The following is a 15,886-nucleotide window of genomic DNA, read 5'->3' as shown; positions in this document are numbered from 1 at the left end:
TTCAGGATGGCGTATGAGCCTTTGCGGCCGATGCAGGCAGCGCCCAGCGCGTCACGCCCGCTTCGCCAGCTACGAGCAGGTGCACCTGCCCTGCCCCTTGCCCCGGAGCCTCGCCCAGCACGGCAGCCAGGCTTTGCACACCGCCTGCCTTGCGCACGGCATAGTGTTCGCCGCCATCGTCCGAGGTGACGATCGCACCGCCCTGGCCCACCAGCACCAGACGCCCGCCTGGCAATTCCGTTGCGCCGAAATACGAAACACCGACGCCGCTGTCGATATGCGCCCACGTCTGCCCGTCGTCGTTCGAACGCAGCACGTTGCCGCGCATGCCATAGGCCAGCCACGAGCGATTACCCAGCGGCAAAACGCCAAAGAGCGAACCCGCGTAAGGCGAGTCGCGCTTTTCCCAGTTCGCACCACCATCGCTCGAAACCAGCAGCGTGCCCGTTTCGCCTGCGATGACGATACGGCCATCGGCGTCACCGGCAATCGCATTGAGATGGCGGTCGGCCGCCGGAGTCTTTTCCACACGCCAGGTCGCGCCTTCATCCTGCGAAACCAGCAACTGGCCGAAGCTGCCCACCACGAACATCGGCCCGTTGGCACGCCCCCAGATCGCGAGCAGCGGGTCCGAATGGCGACGATCGAAACGCACTTCCTGCCAGTGTTCGCCGCCATCGACCGTCCGCACGATCCAGCCGTCGTGCCCCACGGCCACGCCCACGCGCGGCGTGACGAAGAACACTTCGGTGAGCGTCGAGGCTTCATCCGGCGACACCGCTGCTCGCCGCCAGTTCGTCCCCGCATCGTCGCTCAGCAGGATCACGCCGCGCTCGCCCACCGCCACCGTGCGCGAGCCCGCCTGCGCGAGTCCGTTGATCTGCAGCCGGTTGGCCGCAATCGCGCTCGCGGGAAACGCGGGCAAAGGCCGTGGCGCAAACGCGAAGAGCGCCGCGCCCAGCACCGCCGCCGACATCAGCAAGCCCGGAAGCGAAGTTTTCATGGGGTGTCTCCTCGATGTTGTCGTGTGCTGCTTTCTTGATGCTGCGCTGCGTTTTATGCGGGAATCTCGAACAACGCCGCCGCGCCCATCCCGCCGCCGATACACATGGTCACCACGGCCAGCCGCGCACCGCGCCGCCGCCCTTCGATCAGCGCATGCATCGTCATACGCGTGCCCGACATGCCGAACGGGTGCCCCAGCGAAATCGCCCCGCCATCGACGTTCAATCGCTCCATTGGGATACCTAATTGATCTCGACAATAGATGGCCTGGCAAGCGAATGCTTCATTCAGTTCCCAGATGCCGATATCGCTCACGCTGAGGCGATGCTTTTCGAGCAGACGCGGCACCGCAAACACCGGGCCGATCCCCATTTCGTCGGCTTCGCAACCCGCCACCGCAAGACCGCGAAAGATGCCGAGCGGCGCAAGTCCTCGCGCGCGCGCGCTTTGTGCGCTCATCACCACCACCGCCGCCGCGCCGTCCGAAAGCTGCGAAGCATTGCCCGCGGTGATGAATTCGCCTTGTGCCACGGCCTCGCCGCCGCTCCATACCGGCTTGAGCGCGGCCAGACTTTCGGCGCTGGTATCGGCGCGATTGCATTCGTCGCGTGTGGCCCGCAGATCTTCGTGACCTGTGATGTTGCCTTCCTTGTCGAACAAGGCGCGGCGCACGTGCATCGGCGCGATCTCCGCATCGAATCGCCCAGCCGCCTGCGCGGCTGCGGTACGACGCTGGCTTTCCAGCGAAAACGCATCCTGATCCGCGCGGCTGATGCCGTAGCGGCGCGACACCACTTCCGCCGTTTCGATCATCGCCATATAGGCGGCGGGCTGATGCGCAAGCACGCTTTCGGCACGCGCGCGATAGCTGTTTTTATGGCGATTCTGCGTGAGCGTGATCGACTCCACGCCGCCGGCCACGACGATATCGGCGTCGCCGCTCGCGATACTGCGCGAAGCCACGGCAATCGACATCAAGCCCGACGAGCACATGCGATCGAGCGCCATGCCCGGCACACTCGCTGGCAAGCCGGCGGCCGCCGCTGAAAGCCGCCCGATGTTATAGCCCTGCGTACCCTGTTGCGCGGCGCAACCCATGATGACATCGTCGATCTCGCGGCCTTCCAGCCCCGCTCGCGCGATGGCGGCGCGCACCACATGGCCGCCCAGCGCGGGCGCCTCGGTATCGTTGAAGGCGCCCCGGTAGGCTTTGCCGATGGGAGTACGCGCCACCGAAACAATCACGGCTTCGTTCATCGAATGCTTTCCTGTTGCAAATGACCCAATAGAATTGGGTTGAAATCAGAAGTAATAGCGGCTGATGGTATCGGCGACGCAGCCCGGTTTCGACTCGCCTTCGATCTCCACGCTCACGCGTATCCACGCCTGCACGCCGCCTTCCAGCGCCTCGGCGCGCAAGAGTTCAGCCACCCCGCGCACGCGCGCGCCCACCCGTACCGGCGCGGGAAAACGCACGCGCTCGCAGCCGTAATTCACGCCCATGCTTGCACCATCGATACGCACGATCTGCGGCAGAAAATAATTGACGAGCGAAAGCGTCAGATAGCCGTGCGCGATGCATCCGCCGAATGGCCCGCTACCCGCACGCGCGGGATCGACGTGAACCCATTGATGATCGAGCGTGGCATCGGCGAACAGATCGATGCGCGTTTGGTCGATGGCCAACCACGGGCTCTCGCCCAGGCGCTCGCCCACCGCATCGAGCAAGTCGCCCGGTTGCGCAAATACACGCACCGGCGCGCCGCTTTCATAAAGATCGGTAGCGTTCATCATGCGTGCTGGCTGCTCACGGAAAGCACTTCGCCCGTGAGATACGACGCGTAATCGCTTGCGAGAAACACCATCACGTTGGCCACCTCCCAGACTTCGGCGGCGCGCCCGAAAGCTTCGCGCGACGCCAGTTGTTCGAGCAATTCGGCCGGAGCCGACTTCTTCAGAAAATCGTGCAGCGCAATACTGGGCGCAACCGCATTGATGCGCACGCCATAAGGCGCTGCTTCCAGCGCGGTGCAGCGCGTGAGCGCCATTACGCCAGCCTTGGCCGCGGCGTAGTGCGCCTGCTCCGCCTGCGCGCGCCAGCCCAGCACAGAAGCGTTATTGACGATCACACCGCGCCCACGCGCCTGCATCGGCGGCAGCATCGCGCGCATCATGCGAAACGTGCCAGTCAGGCTAATGTCGAGCACGCGCGACCATTGCGCATCGTCCATATCGACTAGACGGCACGAGCCGCCCAGCCCCGCGTTGTTGATCAGCACGTCCACGCCGCCCGTTTGCGCTTCCGCATAGGCCACCAGCGCGCGCACGTCGGCTTCGTTCGAGACGTCGCAAAGCTGGCCGTGGATGTCGGCAAGGCCAGTTTCGTCGCGCAACTTCGCTACCGCATCGCTCAGGCGCTTCTCGTGGATATCGGAGACGATCAGCGCGCGGCAGCCTTCTTCCGCGCAACGCTTCGCCGCCGCGAAGCCGATGCCCGCGCCCGCAGCGGCCGTAATCAGCACGCTCTTGCCTGCGAGGAGTTGATGCCCTGCTACATAGGCCGGTGCAACGGCGAGACGATGTTCTGCGTTCATGCTTGACCTCGAGGTTCTTTCGGCATGCCGAGCCCGCGCTCGGCGATGATATTGAGCTGGATTTCGTTGGTGCCGGCGTAGATTGTGTCGGCGCGCGAGAAGAGAAATACGCCTTGCAGGCGTCTGCGTTTCGTATGACCCGCATCGGCGGCGTCGACGAAATTCGCCTGCTCGCCCAGCACGTCCATCGCCAGTTGCCCCAGATCGCGATGCCAGTTCGACCAGTAATACTTGTAGATCAGCGCCGCCTTGTCCTGAGCGCCGTCTGCGTTTGCCGCGCCCAGCATCCGCACCGCGTTATGGCGCATGACACGCAGCCCGGCCCACGCCTGGGCGATACGCGCGCGAATCGAAGGCTCGTTTGCCATGCCAGCCTCGCGCGCGGCTTCGATCACCCAGTCGAGCTCGCGAATAAACTGCATCTGCTGACCCAGCGTGGAAATGCCGCGCTCGAAACCGAGCAGCGTCATGGCGATACGCCAGCCGTCGCCGGGTTCGCCCACCAGATCGGCCGCTTCGGCGCGCGCAGCGTCGAAAAAGACTTCATTGAATTCCGCACCGCCATTCATCTGCCGGATCGGGCGAATGTCGATCCCAGGCTGATCGAGCGGCACGAGGAAAAACGACAGCCCCTTGTTGCCGCGCGATTGCGGATCGCTGCGCGCGAGCACGAAAATCCACTCGGAGTCGTGCGCGAGCGAAGTCCAGACCTTCTGCCCGTCGATACGCCAGGCGCCGTCCGGCTGGCGTTCGGCGCGCGTGCGTACGTTGGCGAGATCGGACCCCGCGCCGGGCTCCGAATAGCCCTGACACCAGAACTGCGTGCCGGCGAGAATGCCGGGCAGAAAACGCGCGTGCTGGTCGGCGTTACCGCAGGCAATCAGCGTGGGGCCGAGCAGCCCTTCGCCGATATGGCCCATGCGGCCGGGTCCGCCTGCACGTGCATATTCCTCGTGAAAAATCACCTGATCGGCCACGCTCCAGCCGCGCCCGCCGGCTTCCACCGGCCAGCCCAGCCCCGTCCAGCCGCCCGCCGCCAGTTCGCGTTCCCATGCCTTGCGCAACGCGGGAAATGCGTCTTCGTCGCCGGGGCCGCCGCGAAAGCGCAGGCAGGCGAATTCGCCACACAGATGCGCTTCCATCCATGCGGCGATGGATTCGCGCAGATGGCGCTCGCTGCGGTATTCATCGATGCGTGCGTTCATGCGTGTGCTCCTGCAACGTCGATTACGTGGTGCGCCAGCCAGTCGAGCAAACGCGGCGTCGATCCAAACAGCGCGCCAGATGCCTGCGCACGCTTGAAATAAAGCTGTGGATCGTACTCCCAGGTAAATCCTACTCCGCCGTGCAATTGAATGGCTTCCTGCGCGCAGTAGCGCAGCGCATCGTTAGCGCTGGCTTTAGCGACGGCCACCTCGGCGAAAGCAGCGGCCGTGGGCGCGCCCTGCGTCGCGTCCCACACGGCCGCCGCGCCGAGCACTGCGGATCGAGCCGCTTCCACCGCGATCAGCATGTCCGCGCAGCGATGCTTGACCGCCTGAAACGAAGCGATCGTGCGGCCAAACTGCACGCGCTCCGACGTATAAGCGAGCGTGAGATCGAGACATTGCTGCGCCGCGCCGAGTTGTTCGGCGGCAAGCGCCAGCGCGGCGAACCATGCCGTGCGAGTGAGCGCATCACGCACCGTCTCGCCGCGCGCGAGGCAGGCCGAACGCGCAACGCCCACGTTTTCAAGCGCGATGGACGCGAAGGGCCGCGTGCCGTCCAGCGTCGTTAGCGGCCGGCGCGAAACGCCAGGCTGGGTCGTCTCCACGGCGAACAGCGCAATCTCAGCGCCATCGCGTGCAGGCACGAGCAGCAAATCGGCCATCACGCCGTCGATCACTGCGCCCGCTTTTCCGCTGAGTTTGTAGCCGTCGGCCGTTTTATGAGCCTCGATAGACCACGTTTGCGCGTCGCCTGCATCGAATGGCGCCGACTGCGCCAGCGCCAGCGCGGCCCGCGTCTCGCCCGCTGCAATCCGCGCGAGCCAGCGCACGATCTCTTCGTTGGGTTCTGCATGGGCACGCTCGTGCGGCAAGCATTGCGTCAACGACTGCGCGGCCAGCACCGCCGTGCCGAAGTACGGCACGCACGCAAGCCGACGCCCCAATTGCTCCATCACCAGCGCAAGTGCCTTCGCGCCCAGCCCCGCGCCGCCCGCCCGTTCAGGCACGCTCAAGCCACACCAGCCCAGTTCCGCGGCGATCGTCTGCCAGAGCGCCGCGTCGTAGCCCGCATGACGCTCCAATGCGCGACGTACATCGGCGGATGCGCTTTGCTGCGCCAGCACTTCGGCGGCGCTATCGCGTATCAGCGCTTCCTCTTCGCTCAGCCCGAGATCCATGGCATCAGCTTCCATAGACACGCTGCGCCGGGCGAACCTGCGTGAGCAGCGCCGTCACGGCAGCGCCCACTTCGCCCGCCGGCCAACGCGCGCCGCGATCCACGCGCGGGCCGCTGCGCCAGCCTTCGGCCACCGAGATCATGCCGCCTGCGACTTCGAAAACCTGGCCCGTGACATCGCCCGACTGCTCGCTCGCAAGCCACACGACCAGCGGCGCAACGTTTGCCGGATCGAAGGCATCGAAGCTGCCGTCCTCGGGCTTTTTCATCATGTCTGCAAAGACGGTTTCGGTCATGGCCGTGCGCGCCGATGGCGCCAGCGCGTTCGCGCAGACGCCATAGCGCTGCAACTCCGCGGCCTGCATGAGCGTGAGCGCGGCGATGCCCGCCTTCGCCGCGCCGTAGTTCGACTGTCCGATCGAGCCTTGCAAGCCAGCCCCGGAACTCGTATTGATAATGCGCGCCGATACCGGCGTGCCAGCCTTGGCCGCGTCGCGCCAGCCACGCGCGAGAATCTGCGCGAGGCAAAAGTGGCCGCGCAGATGCACGCGCATCACGGTGTCCCAGTCGTCTTCCGTAATGCTCGTGAACATGCGGTCGCGGCACACGCCAGCGTTATTCACCAGCGCGTGGATGGCGCCGAACGCCGCTTGTGCCGCATCGACGATACGTTGCGCCGTGTCCATGCGCGTGATGTCGGCGGCGTTGGCGAGCGCGCGGCCGCCTGCCTGCACGATCTCGTCGCAGACGGCTTGCGCCGCCTCCGCGCGCAGATCGTTGACCACGACCGCCGCGCCTTGCGTCGCCAGTGCGAGCGCATATTCGCGCCCCAACCCGCCGCCTGCGCCCGTGACGATGACGGTACGTCCTGTACAGATTCCCATGCCTGACCTCTTGTGTAGTGCTCTTTCGTTTCGAAGCGTCGCTTCAAAGACGTTCGATGATCGTCACGTTTGCGAGTCCGCCGCCTTCGCACATTGTCTGGAGTCCGTATCGTCCGTTCGTGCGCTCCAGTTCATGCAACAAGGTCGTCATCAGGCGCGCGCCCGTTGCACCCAGCGGATGACCCAATGCAATCGCGCCACCATTCGGATTCGTGCGTGCAGGGTCATAAGCCGATTCCGCAAGCCAGGCCAATGCCACCGACGCAAATGCCTCGTTGATTTCAACGACATCGATATCTGCCAGCGAAAGCCCGGCTTTTTTCAGCGCATGGCGCGTGGCCGGAATCGTCGCGGTGAGCATCCAGAGCGGATCGTCGCCAAGCACGCTCAGGTGATGAATACGCGCGCGCGGTACGAGACCATAACGGCGCAATGCGTCCTCGGAAACGATCAACAGCGCCGCTGCGGCATCGCAGGTCTGGCTCGACACGGCTGCCGTCAACGAGCCGCCAGGCATTAGCGGTTCGAGCGTCGCCATCTTCTCCAGAGACGTATCGGGGCGCGGCGTTTCGTCGTGCGCAAGCCCAAAACACGGCACGATTTCACGGGCAAAACGCTTCGATTCGATCGCAGCAACCGCACGCCGATGACTCTCCAGCGCGTAACGCTCCATCACTTCGCGCGAAAGCCCCCAGTGATCCGCAATCCGCTGCGCCGCGTCGAACTGCGATACGGGCGCATCGCCAAAGCGCGCGCGCCAACCCGTGCTGCCCGAAAATGGATCGCTAAAACCCAGCGACACCGCCGCCGTCATCGCAGACGAAATAGGAATCTGCGTCATCGTCTGCACACCGCCTGCGATCACCACGTCCTGCACGCCGCTCATGACGGCCTGCGCCGCAAAATGCACAGCCTGTTGCGAGGAGCCGCACTGGCGATCCACCGTCACGCCCGGCACCGTGAGCGGCAAGCCCGCAGCCAGCCAGCACGTGCGCGCGATGTTGCCCGCGAGCGGACCGATGGTGTCCACGCAGCCGAACACCACGTCGTCATAATCTTCGGCAGGAATGGCGTTACGCGCGACCAGCTCCTTCAGCACGAAGCCGCCGAGATCCGCTGCGTGCACCGCAGCGAGCGAACCTTTGCGCCGCCCCGTGGGCGTACGCAGCGCATCGACGATATAGGCCTGTTTCATCTTCACTCCAGTTCGAAAGTGCGAGCCGGACCGATAGGTGCGCGCGCATCGATCAGCGTGCGCGCGACGCGTTCACGGTGGAACGTCGTATCGCCCCAATGTCCAGCCAGCGCCCAGATGCGCTTGACGAAAATCTGCAGATCCAGCTCCCACGTGTAGCCCATCGCGCCGTGCACCTGAATTGCGTTGCGCGCGGCAAGCTGTGCTGCGGATAGCGCGGCGAGCTTCGCGTGCGAGACATAAAGCGCACGTTGCGGGTCGTGGGTCGCAAGCGCGCAGGCAGCGCGATACACCACGGGACGCGCGAATTCATAGCGGATCGCGACATCGGCAAGCAGGTGCTTGACGGCCTGATACGCGCCGATAGGCTTGCCGAACTGCTTGCGTTGCGAGGTGTAATCGATCGCCGCGTCCAGCACGCGCTGTGTGAGGCCGAGCAATTGCGCCGCTACGGCAAACGCGCCGTGATCGAGCATGGTGTCGAGCAAGGGTGCGGCTTCTTGCGTATTGGCGATGCGCGTGGATGCATCGGGTGTCCAGCCGAGCGCGAATAAACGCCGCGACTGGTCCACGCTTTCCACTCCCTGAAGCGAGCAGGCTGCGGGCGTTACGCGATGCAACTCGCCGTCGCGCTCGCACAGCAGCACGTGTGCAACATGTGCATCGGCCACATACGGATTGACGGGATGTCCAAGCGCAACGCGTGCGCCGCCCTGGGCAATCTGCGCGAGCAAGGTGTCGCGCCAGTCGCTTTCGGGCAGACGATTCAACAGCGCCACAGCCACCAGCGCGGTATCCATCAGCGGATCGGGTCCGCCAAAATATCCCCAAGTTTGCGCGAGCAAGGCCCATTCGTTGGTGCTCATGCCCAGACCGCCTTGCGCCTCGGGCACCGTGACGCCCGTCATGCCCTGTTCGGCAAGCTGCGCCCAGTGCCGCTCCGAGCGGCCGGTTTCGCTTTCCCAAAGCTCGCGAATGAGTTCGGGCGTCAGCTCGGTCATCAGGAAGCGGCGTGCGCTATCGGCAAACGCTTCCTGGTCATCGTCGAATGAAAAGTCCATGTTTTGATCAGGAATCCATATCGAATGGTGTGTCGTGTATTCCGCTGTTCAACTGCCGGATTAACCGCGCGGCATGCCCAGCATGCGTTCGGCGACGATGTTGCGCTGGATTTCGTTGGTGCCTGCGTAGATCGGCCCTGCCTGCGCAAACAGAAAGCCGTCGAGCCAGTTGCCCAGGCGCACGCGGTCCTGCACACTGTGCGGCACCACCTCCGCCTGCGCGCCCAGAATATCGAGCGCCGTCTGATGCATGCGCAGATCCAGTTCCGACCAGAACACCTTGTTCGTGCTCGATTCCGCGCCAATATGCCCGCCCTTCTGCAAGCGGCTCGCCGTCATGTACGTGGATAGCGCGTAAGCCTGTGCGTCCATCCAGCCCGACGCCACGCGCTCGCGCAACGACGGATCGCGCCGCGCCGCTTCCGGGTGCGCAATCAGTAGATCGCGCAATGCTTCGGCGGTGCGCTGGAATCGCGCGGGCGAGCGCAGCATCAAGCCGCGTTCGAAGCCCGCCGTCGCCATCGCCACCTGCCAGCCCATGCCTTCTCCGGCGATGCGGTTTGCTGCCGGCACGCGCACATCGTCGAAGAAGATTTCGGCGAAACCGGTCTGCCCGTTCAACTGGCGAATCGGCCGTACCGTGATGCCCGGGGCGTTCAGCGGCACCATCAGGAAAGTGAGGCCATGATGGCGCGTGGACTGCGGATCGGTACGAAAGAGGCCAAACAACCAGTCGGCCCAGACCGCGCGCGTCGACCAGATTTTCTGGCCGTTGAGCAGATAATCGTCGCCGTCGCGCAGCGCGCTTGCGCGAATCGCGGCCATGTCCGAACCGGCGTTCGGCTCCGACCAACCCTGCGCCCAGACATGCTCGCCGGAGGCCATCGCCGGTAGAAAGCGCGCCTTTTGTTCTTCGGTGCCGAAGTCCATCAGCGTGGGGCCAAGCAGGAAGATGCCGTTCTGGTTCACGCGCATCGGTGCGTCGGCGCGCCAGTATTCTTCTTCGAAGATCAGCCATTCGATCAGATCGCAGCCCCGTCCGCCCAGCTCGCGCGGCCAGGTGACCATGCTCCAGCGCCCCGAATGCAGCGTGCGCTCCCAGTCGCGATGGGCCGCGAAACCCGCTTCCGTGTCGAAGCTCGGCAGCGGCGCACGCAGCACGTGATCGGCGAGCCATGCACGAATCTCCTCGCGGAAGGCGCGCTGTTGCGGCGTGTAGTCGAGTTTCATGCGCGGCCCTCGCGCGATTGGCGTGCGTCGTCGAATTGCGCGCTGCGCTTTTCCACAAAGGCGCTGCGTGCTTCGGTCGAATCGTTCGTCATATAGGCCTGCAACGTGAAGCCCTGTTCCCAGCGATATTTGTCTTCGAGGTCGCCGTCTTCCACGCCGTTGAGCGCTTCCTTGGCGAGCGCCAGCATCGCACCGCTCTTTTCCGCAATGCGTTGCGCGAGTTCAAGCGCCGCGTGGCGCAGTCCTTCGCGCGGCACGACCCGCTCCACGGCGCCCAGTCGCCAGGCTTCGTCCGCATCGACCATATCGCCGGTGAAGTACATCGCACGAACCTTCTGGACTCCGAACATTCTCTGCAGATGCGCGCCGCCGCCCATCGCACCGCGGTCGATCTCGGGTACGCCAAAGCGCGCGCATTGCGAAGCGATCACGATATCCGCCGCCCCGCAGATGCCGATACCACCGCCCAGCACGAATCCATGCACCGCCACGATCACCGGCTTGGTGCTGCGATGCACTGCGCGAAACGTCGCGTAATTGCCCGCATTCACAGCGACGATACGCTCGGGATACGCCGCCAGTTCCTTGATATCGACGCCCGCGCAAAAGCCCCGGCCTTCGCCGCGCAGCAGGATCACGCGCACGCTGTCGTCACGGCCCAGTGCGTCGATGGCGGCGGCCAGCGCGTACCAGTCTTCGCTGTCGAGCGCATTGACCGGCGGCCGGTCGAGCGTCAATTCGGCCACTGCGCCCTGCGTGCCCACGCGCGCGATCGTGAATGCCGGTCGGCGCGCGGCCCCTTCGTCATGGCTTGCTTGTGTCATGTTACCCGTCCCTGTTTCGTGAAATGCGTCAGTGCGTGTTCTCGGCGAGTTCGCCCCGCAAGGCGCAGATTGCCTCGATACGTTCGACGGCCTCCTGCACGATGCGATCGATCACCGCCGCACACGGTTCGATTGCGCCGATCATCGCGGCGGCCTGGCCACCCGGCAGCACGCCTTCGTCGGGCATGCCATCGACGATCGCGCGCTGGATCAGATATGGCGCATTCGCCGCCATCAACGTCTGGCTCGCCGTATAACCGTGTTCGCGCAGCGCCTTCATGCCGATCGACGCCATCTGCGCCAGCGACAAGCCGTTCTGCCGCCGCCACGCCTGCGCCGCGCGAAGCGCAAAGAGCGTGCGGCGCAGCGGCCCAAGCGCTTCCAGATGCAGCAGATATGGGTTGTCGATCATGCGCTGCGGCAGGCCGTCGAGCGCCGCGGAAACGCGAATCTGCGCCGGATCTTTCACGGCCACATAACGCGCGAGCGTTGCCTGCGGCACGGGAGATTCGGCGGTCATGAGAAAGCGCGTGCCCATGGCGATGCCCGCCGCGCCGTAACCGAGCGCGGCCGCCAGACCGCGCCCATCGAAGAAGCCGCCCGCCGCGATCACCGGCACCTGCACGGCGTCCAGCACACGCGGCAACAACAGCGTGGTGGGCACGGACCCCGTGTGGCCGCCGCCTTCCGCGCCCTGCACCGTGACCGCATCCGCGCCGAGTTCGACGGCTTTAGCCGCGTGCTTCGGCGCGCCGACCGTGGGAATGCACAGCACGCCCGCATCCTTCAAACGACGGATCGTCGCGGCATCCGGCCCGCGCCCGTAGCTCACCGCACGCAGCCGGTGGCGAATCGCCAGATCGACCACTTGCGCCGCATTCGGCTGGAACATATGAAAGTTGATGCCGAACGGACGATCCGTGAGCGACTTCACGCGCAGAATCTCGGCCTCGACACGATCGGCTTCAAGCGTCGCGCCCGCGAGAAAGCCGAAGCCGCCCGCGTTACAGGTCGCCGCGACCAGCTTCGCATCGGCCACCCATCCCATCGCCGTCTGAATGACCGGATAACGACAGCCGAGCAGATCGGTCAGCGGCGTACGCAATACGGAGATCGTCGCGCTCATGATCTGGATTCCTTATCGTCTGCTGAAGCGCGCTGCGACTGCGCCATTTTGCGCGCGTCATAACCGCCAAGACGGTCGCCGCTCACGAGTTCGTTATGCGCGTGCGCGAAGTGATGCCAGGCGAAAGCCGCATCCATTGCCGCGCGTTTGCCCTGCAATTCCTCGACATGATTGAGCGCCTGCTTCGTCAATGCGAGTCCGAGGCGCGGCATCGCAGCGATTTTTTCCGCCATCTCCTGAACCGTAGCGCTCAAGGTCTCGCGCGGCACCACACGGTTGAGCATGCCCATCTGCTGCGCGCGCTGCGCATTCATCCGCTCGCCCAGAAACAGAAACTCCTTGGCGATACGCGGATTCAGTTCGTAGGCATGCGCGAAATACTCCACGCCGGGAATGCCCATGCGCACGACGGGATCGGCGAAGAACGCATCGTCCGATGCGACGATTAGATCGCACACCCACGCGAGCATCAAGCCGCCCGCCACACACGCGCCCTGCACCATCGCAATGGTCGGTTTGGGCAGATCGCGCCAGCGCCGGCACATGCCCAGATACACTTCCTGCTCGCGCGCATAGAGGAATTCGCCGCCCTCCTTGCCAACGTGGTCGTACCAGAGCGACTGGCGCTCGAACGAGACGTCGATATCGCGGCCCGGCGTGCCAATATCGTGCCCCGCCGAAAAGTGCTTGCCCGCACCGGCGAGCACGATGACCTTCACGGCATCGTCGTGCGCCGCGCGCCGGAACGCGGCGTCCAGCGCATAGGTCATCTGCGAATTCTGCGCGTTGTGATACGCAGGGCGACTCATCGTGATGGTCGCGATGCCGTTATCGACGGCGTAGAGCACCACGTCTTCGGTTTGCGCAAGCGTCTGCTGCATGTTGGCCTCGCTTCGCGTTACGCGCGCCGGGGCGCAGGATTGTCGCGCAGGATCGACGCGCGCAGATTGTGCGGATCGAGCGTGCGCAGGATCTGCAGATCTTCGGCGCGCGGCGCGGCAGTGACGCTGATGTCATCGGCTTGGTGAAGCGCGAAGCCGGTTGCCGCCTGCACTTCGTCGATGCTCACGCCCGGATGGAGCGAGCGGACCCGCACCGCATGATCCGCGCCGCCGAAGTCCATCACGCAGAGATCGGTGACGATGGCGCGCAAATCCGTGAATGCACGCATGCCTTCGATCTCGCGCGCCGGGTTGTAGCCCACGCTGCAGACCATATCGACTTCGTCTGCCACGAAGGTTCGCGTCGTGTGGCTGGTCACGAAGAACGAATTCGCGTGATTGATGCTGTTGCCGGGAAAACCGCGCGCGCCCAGCAATTGCGTCTTCGGCTTTGCATAATCGCGGCCCAGCCAGGAGATATTCGCCTGCCCGTAACGGTCGATCTGCGTAGGCATGACCAGCGCGTGGCGGCGGCCGTGCCAGACGCAATCGAACACGCGCTCGTAGGTCATCCAGCCGCTTGCGGCCACACGGTACGCGTCATCGCGCGGGCCCAGCGGCACGGGCGATTCGACCAGATACGCTTCGCCGTCCGTGAGCATCAGCCCGGCGTTGTAGGCGAGACGTGCGAGACCCGCTGCGAGACGCGGTCCGGTGCCGATGCCGGTCGCCAGCACTTCGCCGTCGTCGCGCCAGAGCCGCGCCGAGGCGACGATCATCAGTTCGGCGAGGGAGTATTCCAAAGCGTCGTTCACGCGCGCTCCTATCAGAGAATCGGCAGCGGCAATGCCGCTACGTGGGAGGGACCGCCCGCGCCTGCGAGCCACGCGGATTCGTCGGGGCCGACTACGTCGCGCAGATAGGCCGCTGTCTGCTGTTCGTCGGCGGCTGCCGCACAATAAGCCTTCAAATGCGGCAGATCCCAGCCGTAGGCAGGCGCGCAGGAAGTGGGATGCGCACCGCACGGCGCATGCACCACGCCGCTCACCAGCGAACGCTCGAACGGATTGCGACGCGCAGCTTCGAGGTCCACACTCGCAAGCGACGTTTCCAGCGCCTCGCAACTCACGTATGTGCGCCTGGCCGCGCGCGCAAACCAGGCGTCGAAGAACGGATCGGGGCCATCGATACGGGTGTTGCCCATTGCATCGGCGACATTGACGTGCAGTAGCGCGGCATCGAGTTCGATTGCCGGCATCGCCAACAATGTTTCGGCATCCTTATAAGGCGATCGAACCGTGCGAAGCTGCGGTGCGTGGCGCAGCAGATCGGTGCCGAGCCCCACGCGGGTCGGCAGAAACGGCAGACGTGCAGCCGCAGCGCGCAAGCCGAGTTGCAGCAAACCTTCGTCCAGTTCCAGCACGTCGATCGCACCGTTCTCGCGGGCACGGCGGAAATGCGGCTCCAGCGGAATCACGTCGAGCGACACGAAGCCGAACACCACCTTCTTCACCTTGCCAGCCGCGCAGAGCAAGCCCACATCCGGCCCGCCGTAGGCCACCACCGTGAGATCGCGCAGCGGCGAGCGCACGATCTCGCGCACCAGTGCCATGGGCTTGCGGCGCGGTCCCCAGCCACCGATGCCGATGGTCATACCGTCTTCGAGCTGCGCCACCACATCGCGCGCACTCAGACGTTTATCGAGCGTTTTCATTCGCTTCCCTGTTTAAAAGCCGATGCTGAAATCGTGGCCCCAGAGGCTCACGCGCGTCGCTTCATAGACGCTGTGCTCGCTCCAGTCCACCTCCAGACCGCCAAAACCGTATTCAAGGTCGAAGCCGCCTGGCGTCTTCATATAGAACGACGTCATGCGATCGTTGCAGTGACGGCCGAGCGTGGCGGACATCTTCACGCCATGCGCGGCCACGCGGTCGAGCGCGCGGCCCACCTCGTCCATCGATCCCACTTCGGCCATCACGTGGATGCAGCCCGAAGGGACGGCCAGGTCCATGATCGCGAGGCTGTGATGGCGCGCGTTGCCGCAATGGAGAAAGTGAATGCGCTTTTCGGGTTCCGCGGGATCGGCGGTAAAGCGCACGCGGTAGATATCGGAGAGCGCGAAGCCGAGCACGTCGCGCAAAAACGCATCGGTGGCGTCGAAGGCCGGCGCGGGCAACACCGTATGTCCCAGACCCATGGCGCCGGTCACGAAGCCGGGCACGCCCACCGGCGAAACGAAGCGGCGAAAGTCCGCCCGCACGCCCCAGAAGAATTCATGCCGGTTGCCCGATGGGTCGAGGCACCAGACCATCGCCTGCACGCGGCGCAACGCGGCTTCCTGAGCGCTCGCGCGGTGAGGCTCCACGCCCGCGTTTTCCAGCTTGGTCACCAGTGACGCGAGCGCCGCTTCATCGGCCAGTTCCCAGCCCGAGGCGAAGTAGCGATCCTCCTTGCCCGGCACGATCAGATAGCGGAAGTCGCGCTCGTCCATCTTGAGGTACAACGCGCCGCTATCTTTTTCACCGGCCTCGTGCGCTTGCATGCCCAGCACGTCGCGCGCGTACTCGCGCCACTTGCCCGCATCCGCCGACTGCACGACGACGTAGCCCAATGCCCGCACATCGCTCATCTTCGCCCCTCCAGAAAACCCGTTGTAGTGAGGTCTATTCTGGCCGCGAGGGGCGGTACGAACATCGTCTGT

Annotated in this window: 16 protein-coding genes; all 16 read right to left on the bottom strand. The window is 64.9% G+C overall.

Annotated elements, in window-relative coordinates; genetic code table 11:
* Position 1: 1 nt before the first annotated feature.
* The 16 genes from U5A67_RS23735 to U5A67_RS23660 are packed head-to-tail and all read right to left on the bottom strand — an operon-like array spanning position 2 to position 15,814.
* On the bottom strand, positions 2–1,003 hold the full coding sequence (locus U5A67_RS23735; protein ID WP_321816101.1) for a YCF48-related protein: 1,002 nt from the start codon (positions 1,001–1,003) through the stop codon (positions 2–4).
* 53 nt (positions 1,004–1,056) lie between these two features.
* Positions 1,057–2,262, bottom strand: coding sequence for an acetyl-CoA C-acyltransferase (locus U5A67_RS23730; protein ID WP_321816100.1), 1,206 nt, complete (start codon positions 2,260–2,262; stop codon positions 1,057–1,059).
* A 45-nt stretch (positions 2,263–2,307) separates the two neighbouring features.
* The gene (locus U5A67_RS23725; RefSeq protein WP_415767913.1) at positions 2,308–2,799 is read right to left on the bottom strand and encodes a MaoC family dehydratase; all 492 of its coding nucleotides are present in this window, start codon (positions 2,797–2,799) and stop codon (positions 2,308–2,310) included.
* The gene (locus U5A67_RS23720) at positions 2,796–3,599 is read right to left on the bottom strand and encodes an SDR family oxidoreductase (protein WP_321816099.1); all 804 of its coding nucleotides are present in this window, start codon (positions 3,597–3,599) and stop codon (positions 2,796–2,798) included. The genes U5A67_RS23725 and U5A67_RS23720 overlap by 4 nt, the downstream gene beginning before the upstream one ends.
* The gene (locus U5A67_RS23715) at positions 3,596–4,804 is read right to left on the bottom strand and encodes an acyl-CoA dehydrogenase family protein (RefSeq protein WP_321816098.1); all 1,209 of its coding nucleotides are present in this window, start codon (positions 4,802–4,804) and stop codon (positions 3,596–3,598) included. Before U5A67_RS23715 ends, U5A67_RS23720 begins: the two co-directional genes overlap by 4 nt.
* Entirely contained in the window at positions 4,801–5,985 is a 1,185-nt protein-coding gene (locus U5A67_RS23710) for an acyl-CoA dehydrogenase family protein (protein ID WP_321959744.1), read from the bottom strand. The genes U5A67_RS23715 and U5A67_RS23710 overlap by 4 nt, the downstream gene beginning before the upstream one ends.
* Positions 5,986–5,989: 4 nt before the next feature.
* A complete protein-coding gene (locus U5A67_RS23705; protein ID WP_321816096.1) occupies positions 5,990–6,868 on the bottom strand; it encodes an SDR family oxidoreductase in 879 nt (292 codons plus the stop codon).
* Between the two features lie 43 nt (positions 6,869–6,911).
* Entirely contained in the window at positions 6,912–8,063 is a 1,152-nt protein-coding gene (locus U5A67_RS23700; RefSeq protein WP_321816095.1) for an acetyl-CoA C-acetyltransferase, read from the bottom strand.
* A gap of 2 nt (positions 8,064–8,065) precedes the next feature.
* Positions 8,066–9,124 (bottom strand): acyl-CoA dehydrogenase family protein, encoded by a 1,059-nt coding sequence (locus tag U5A67_RS23695; RefSeq protein ID WP_321816094.1) that lies wholly within the window; start codon positions 9,122–9,124, stop codon positions 8,066–8,068.
* Between the two features lie 60 nt (positions 9,125–9,184).
* A complete protein-coding gene (locus tag U5A67_RS23690; RefSeq protein ID WP_321816093.1) occupies positions 9,185–10,354 on the bottom strand; it encodes an acyl-CoA dehydrogenase family protein in 1,170 nt (389 codons plus the stop codon).
* The gene (locus U5A67_RS23685; RefSeq protein ID WP_321816092.1) at positions 10,351–11,178 is read right to left on the bottom strand and encodes an enoyl-CoA hydratase family protein; all 828 of its coding nucleotides are present in this window, start codon (positions 11,176–11,178) and stop codon (positions 10,351–10,353) included. Before U5A67_RS23685 ends, U5A67_RS23690 begins: the two co-directional genes overlap by 4 nt.
* Before the next feature lie 28 nt (positions 11,179–11,206).
* On the bottom strand, positions 11,207–12,304 hold the full coding sequence (locus U5A67_RS23680) for a nitronate monooxygenase (protein ID WP_321816091.1): 1,098 nt from the start codon (positions 12,302–12,304) through the stop codon (positions 11,207–11,209).
* The gene (locus tag U5A67_RS23675) at positions 12,301–13,185 is read right to left on the bottom strand and encodes an enoyl-CoA hydratase (RefSeq protein WP_321816090.1); all 885 of its coding nucleotides are present in this window, start codon (positions 13,183–13,185) and stop codon (positions 12,301–12,303) included. Before U5A67_RS23675 ends, U5A67_RS23680 begins: the two co-directional genes overlap by 4 nt.
* A gap of 17 nt (positions 13,186–13,202) precedes the next feature.
* Complete coding sequence (locus U5A67_RS23670) at positions 13,203–13,964, bottom strand: CoA-transferase subunit beta (protein WP_415767916.1); 762 nt, start codon at positions 13,962–13,964, stop codon at positions 13,203–13,205.
* 47 nt (positions 13,965–14,011) lie between these two features.
* Positions 14,012–14,899, bottom strand: a complete 888-nt coding sequence (locus U5A67_RS23665) for a CoA transferase subunit A (protein WP_321816088.1) — start codon at positions 14,897–14,899, stop codon at positions 14,012–14,014.
* Between the two features lie 12 nt (positions 14,900–14,911).
* Entirely contained in the window at positions 14,912–15,814 is a 903-nt protein-coding gene (locus U5A67_RS23660) for a VOC family protein (RefSeq protein WP_321816087.1), read from the bottom strand.
* Positions 15,815–15,886: the final 72 nt, after the last annotated feature.

This window comes from Paraburkholderia sp. J69-1 (assembly GCF_905220255.1).
Taxonomy (GTDB): Bacteria; Pseudomonadota; Gammaproteobacteria; order Burkholderiales; family Burkholderiaceae; genus Paraburkholderia.
This window is presented reverse-complemented; position numbering and strand designations above follow the sequence as displayed.

Coding starts and splice junctions, on each gene's coding strand:
- U5A67_RS23735 (WP_321816101.1), bottom strand. CDS start 1,003: ATGAAAACTTCGCTTCCGGGCTTGCTGATGTCGGCGGCGGTGCTGGGC.
- U5A67_RS23730 (WP_321816100.1), bottom strand. CDS start 2,262: ATGAACGAAGCCGTGATTGTTTCGGTGGCGCGTACTCCCATCGGCAAA.
- U5A67_RS23725 (WP_415767913.1), bottom strand. CDS start 2,799: ATGATGAACGCTACCGATCTTTATGAAAGCGGCGCGCCGGTGCGTGTA.
- U5A67_RS23720 (WP_321816099.1), bottom strand. CDS start 3,599: ATGAACGCAGAACATCGTCTCGCCGTTGCACCGGCCTATGTAGCAGGG.
- U5A67_RS23715 (WP_321816098.1), bottom strand. CDS start 4,804: ATGAACGCACGCATCGATGAATACCGCAGCGAGCGCCATCTGCGCGAA.
- U5A67_RS23710 (WP_321959744.1), bottom strand. CDS start 5,985: ATGGATCTCGGGCTGAGCGAAGAGGAAGCGCTGATACGCGATAGCGCC.
- U5A67_RS23705 (WP_321816096.1), bottom strand. CDS start 6,868: ATGGGAATCTGTACAGGACGTACCGTCATCGTCACGGGCGCAGGCGGC.
- U5A67_RS23700 (WP_321816095.1), bottom strand. CDS start 8,063: ATGAAACAGGCCTATATCGTCGATGCGCTGCGTACGCCCACGGGGCGG.
- U5A67_RS23695 (WP_321816094.1), bottom strand. CDS start 9,124: ATGGACTTTTCATTCGACGATGACCAGGAAGCGTTTGCCGATAGCGCA.
- U5A67_RS23690 (WP_321816093.1), bottom strand. CDS start 10,354: ATGAAACTCGACTACACGCCGCAACAGCGCGCCTTCCGCGAGGAGATT.
- U5A67_RS23685 (WP_321816092.1), bottom strand. CDS start 11,178: ATGACACAAGCAAGCCATGACGAAGGGGCCGCGCGCCGACCGGCATTC.
- U5A67_RS23680 (WP_321816091.1), bottom strand. CDS start 12,304: ATGAGCGCGACGATCTCCGTATTGCGTACGCCGCTGACCGATCTGCTC.
- U5A67_RS23675 (WP_321816090.1), bottom strand. CDS start 13,185: ATGCAGCAGACGCTTGCGCAAACCGAAGACGTGGTGCTCTACGCCGTC.
- U5A67_RS23670 (WP_415767916.1), bottom strand. CDS start 13,964: ATGATCGTCGCCTCGGCGCGGCTCTGGCGCGACGACGGCGAAGTGCTG.
- U5A67_RS23665 (WP_321816088.1), bottom strand. CDS start 14,899: ATGAAAACGCTCGATAAACGTCTGAGTGCGCGCGATGTGGTGGCGCAG.
- U5A67_RS23660 (WP_321816087.1), bottom strand. CDS start 15,814: ATGAGCGATGTGCGGGCATTGGGCTACGTCGTCGTGCAGTCGGCGGAT.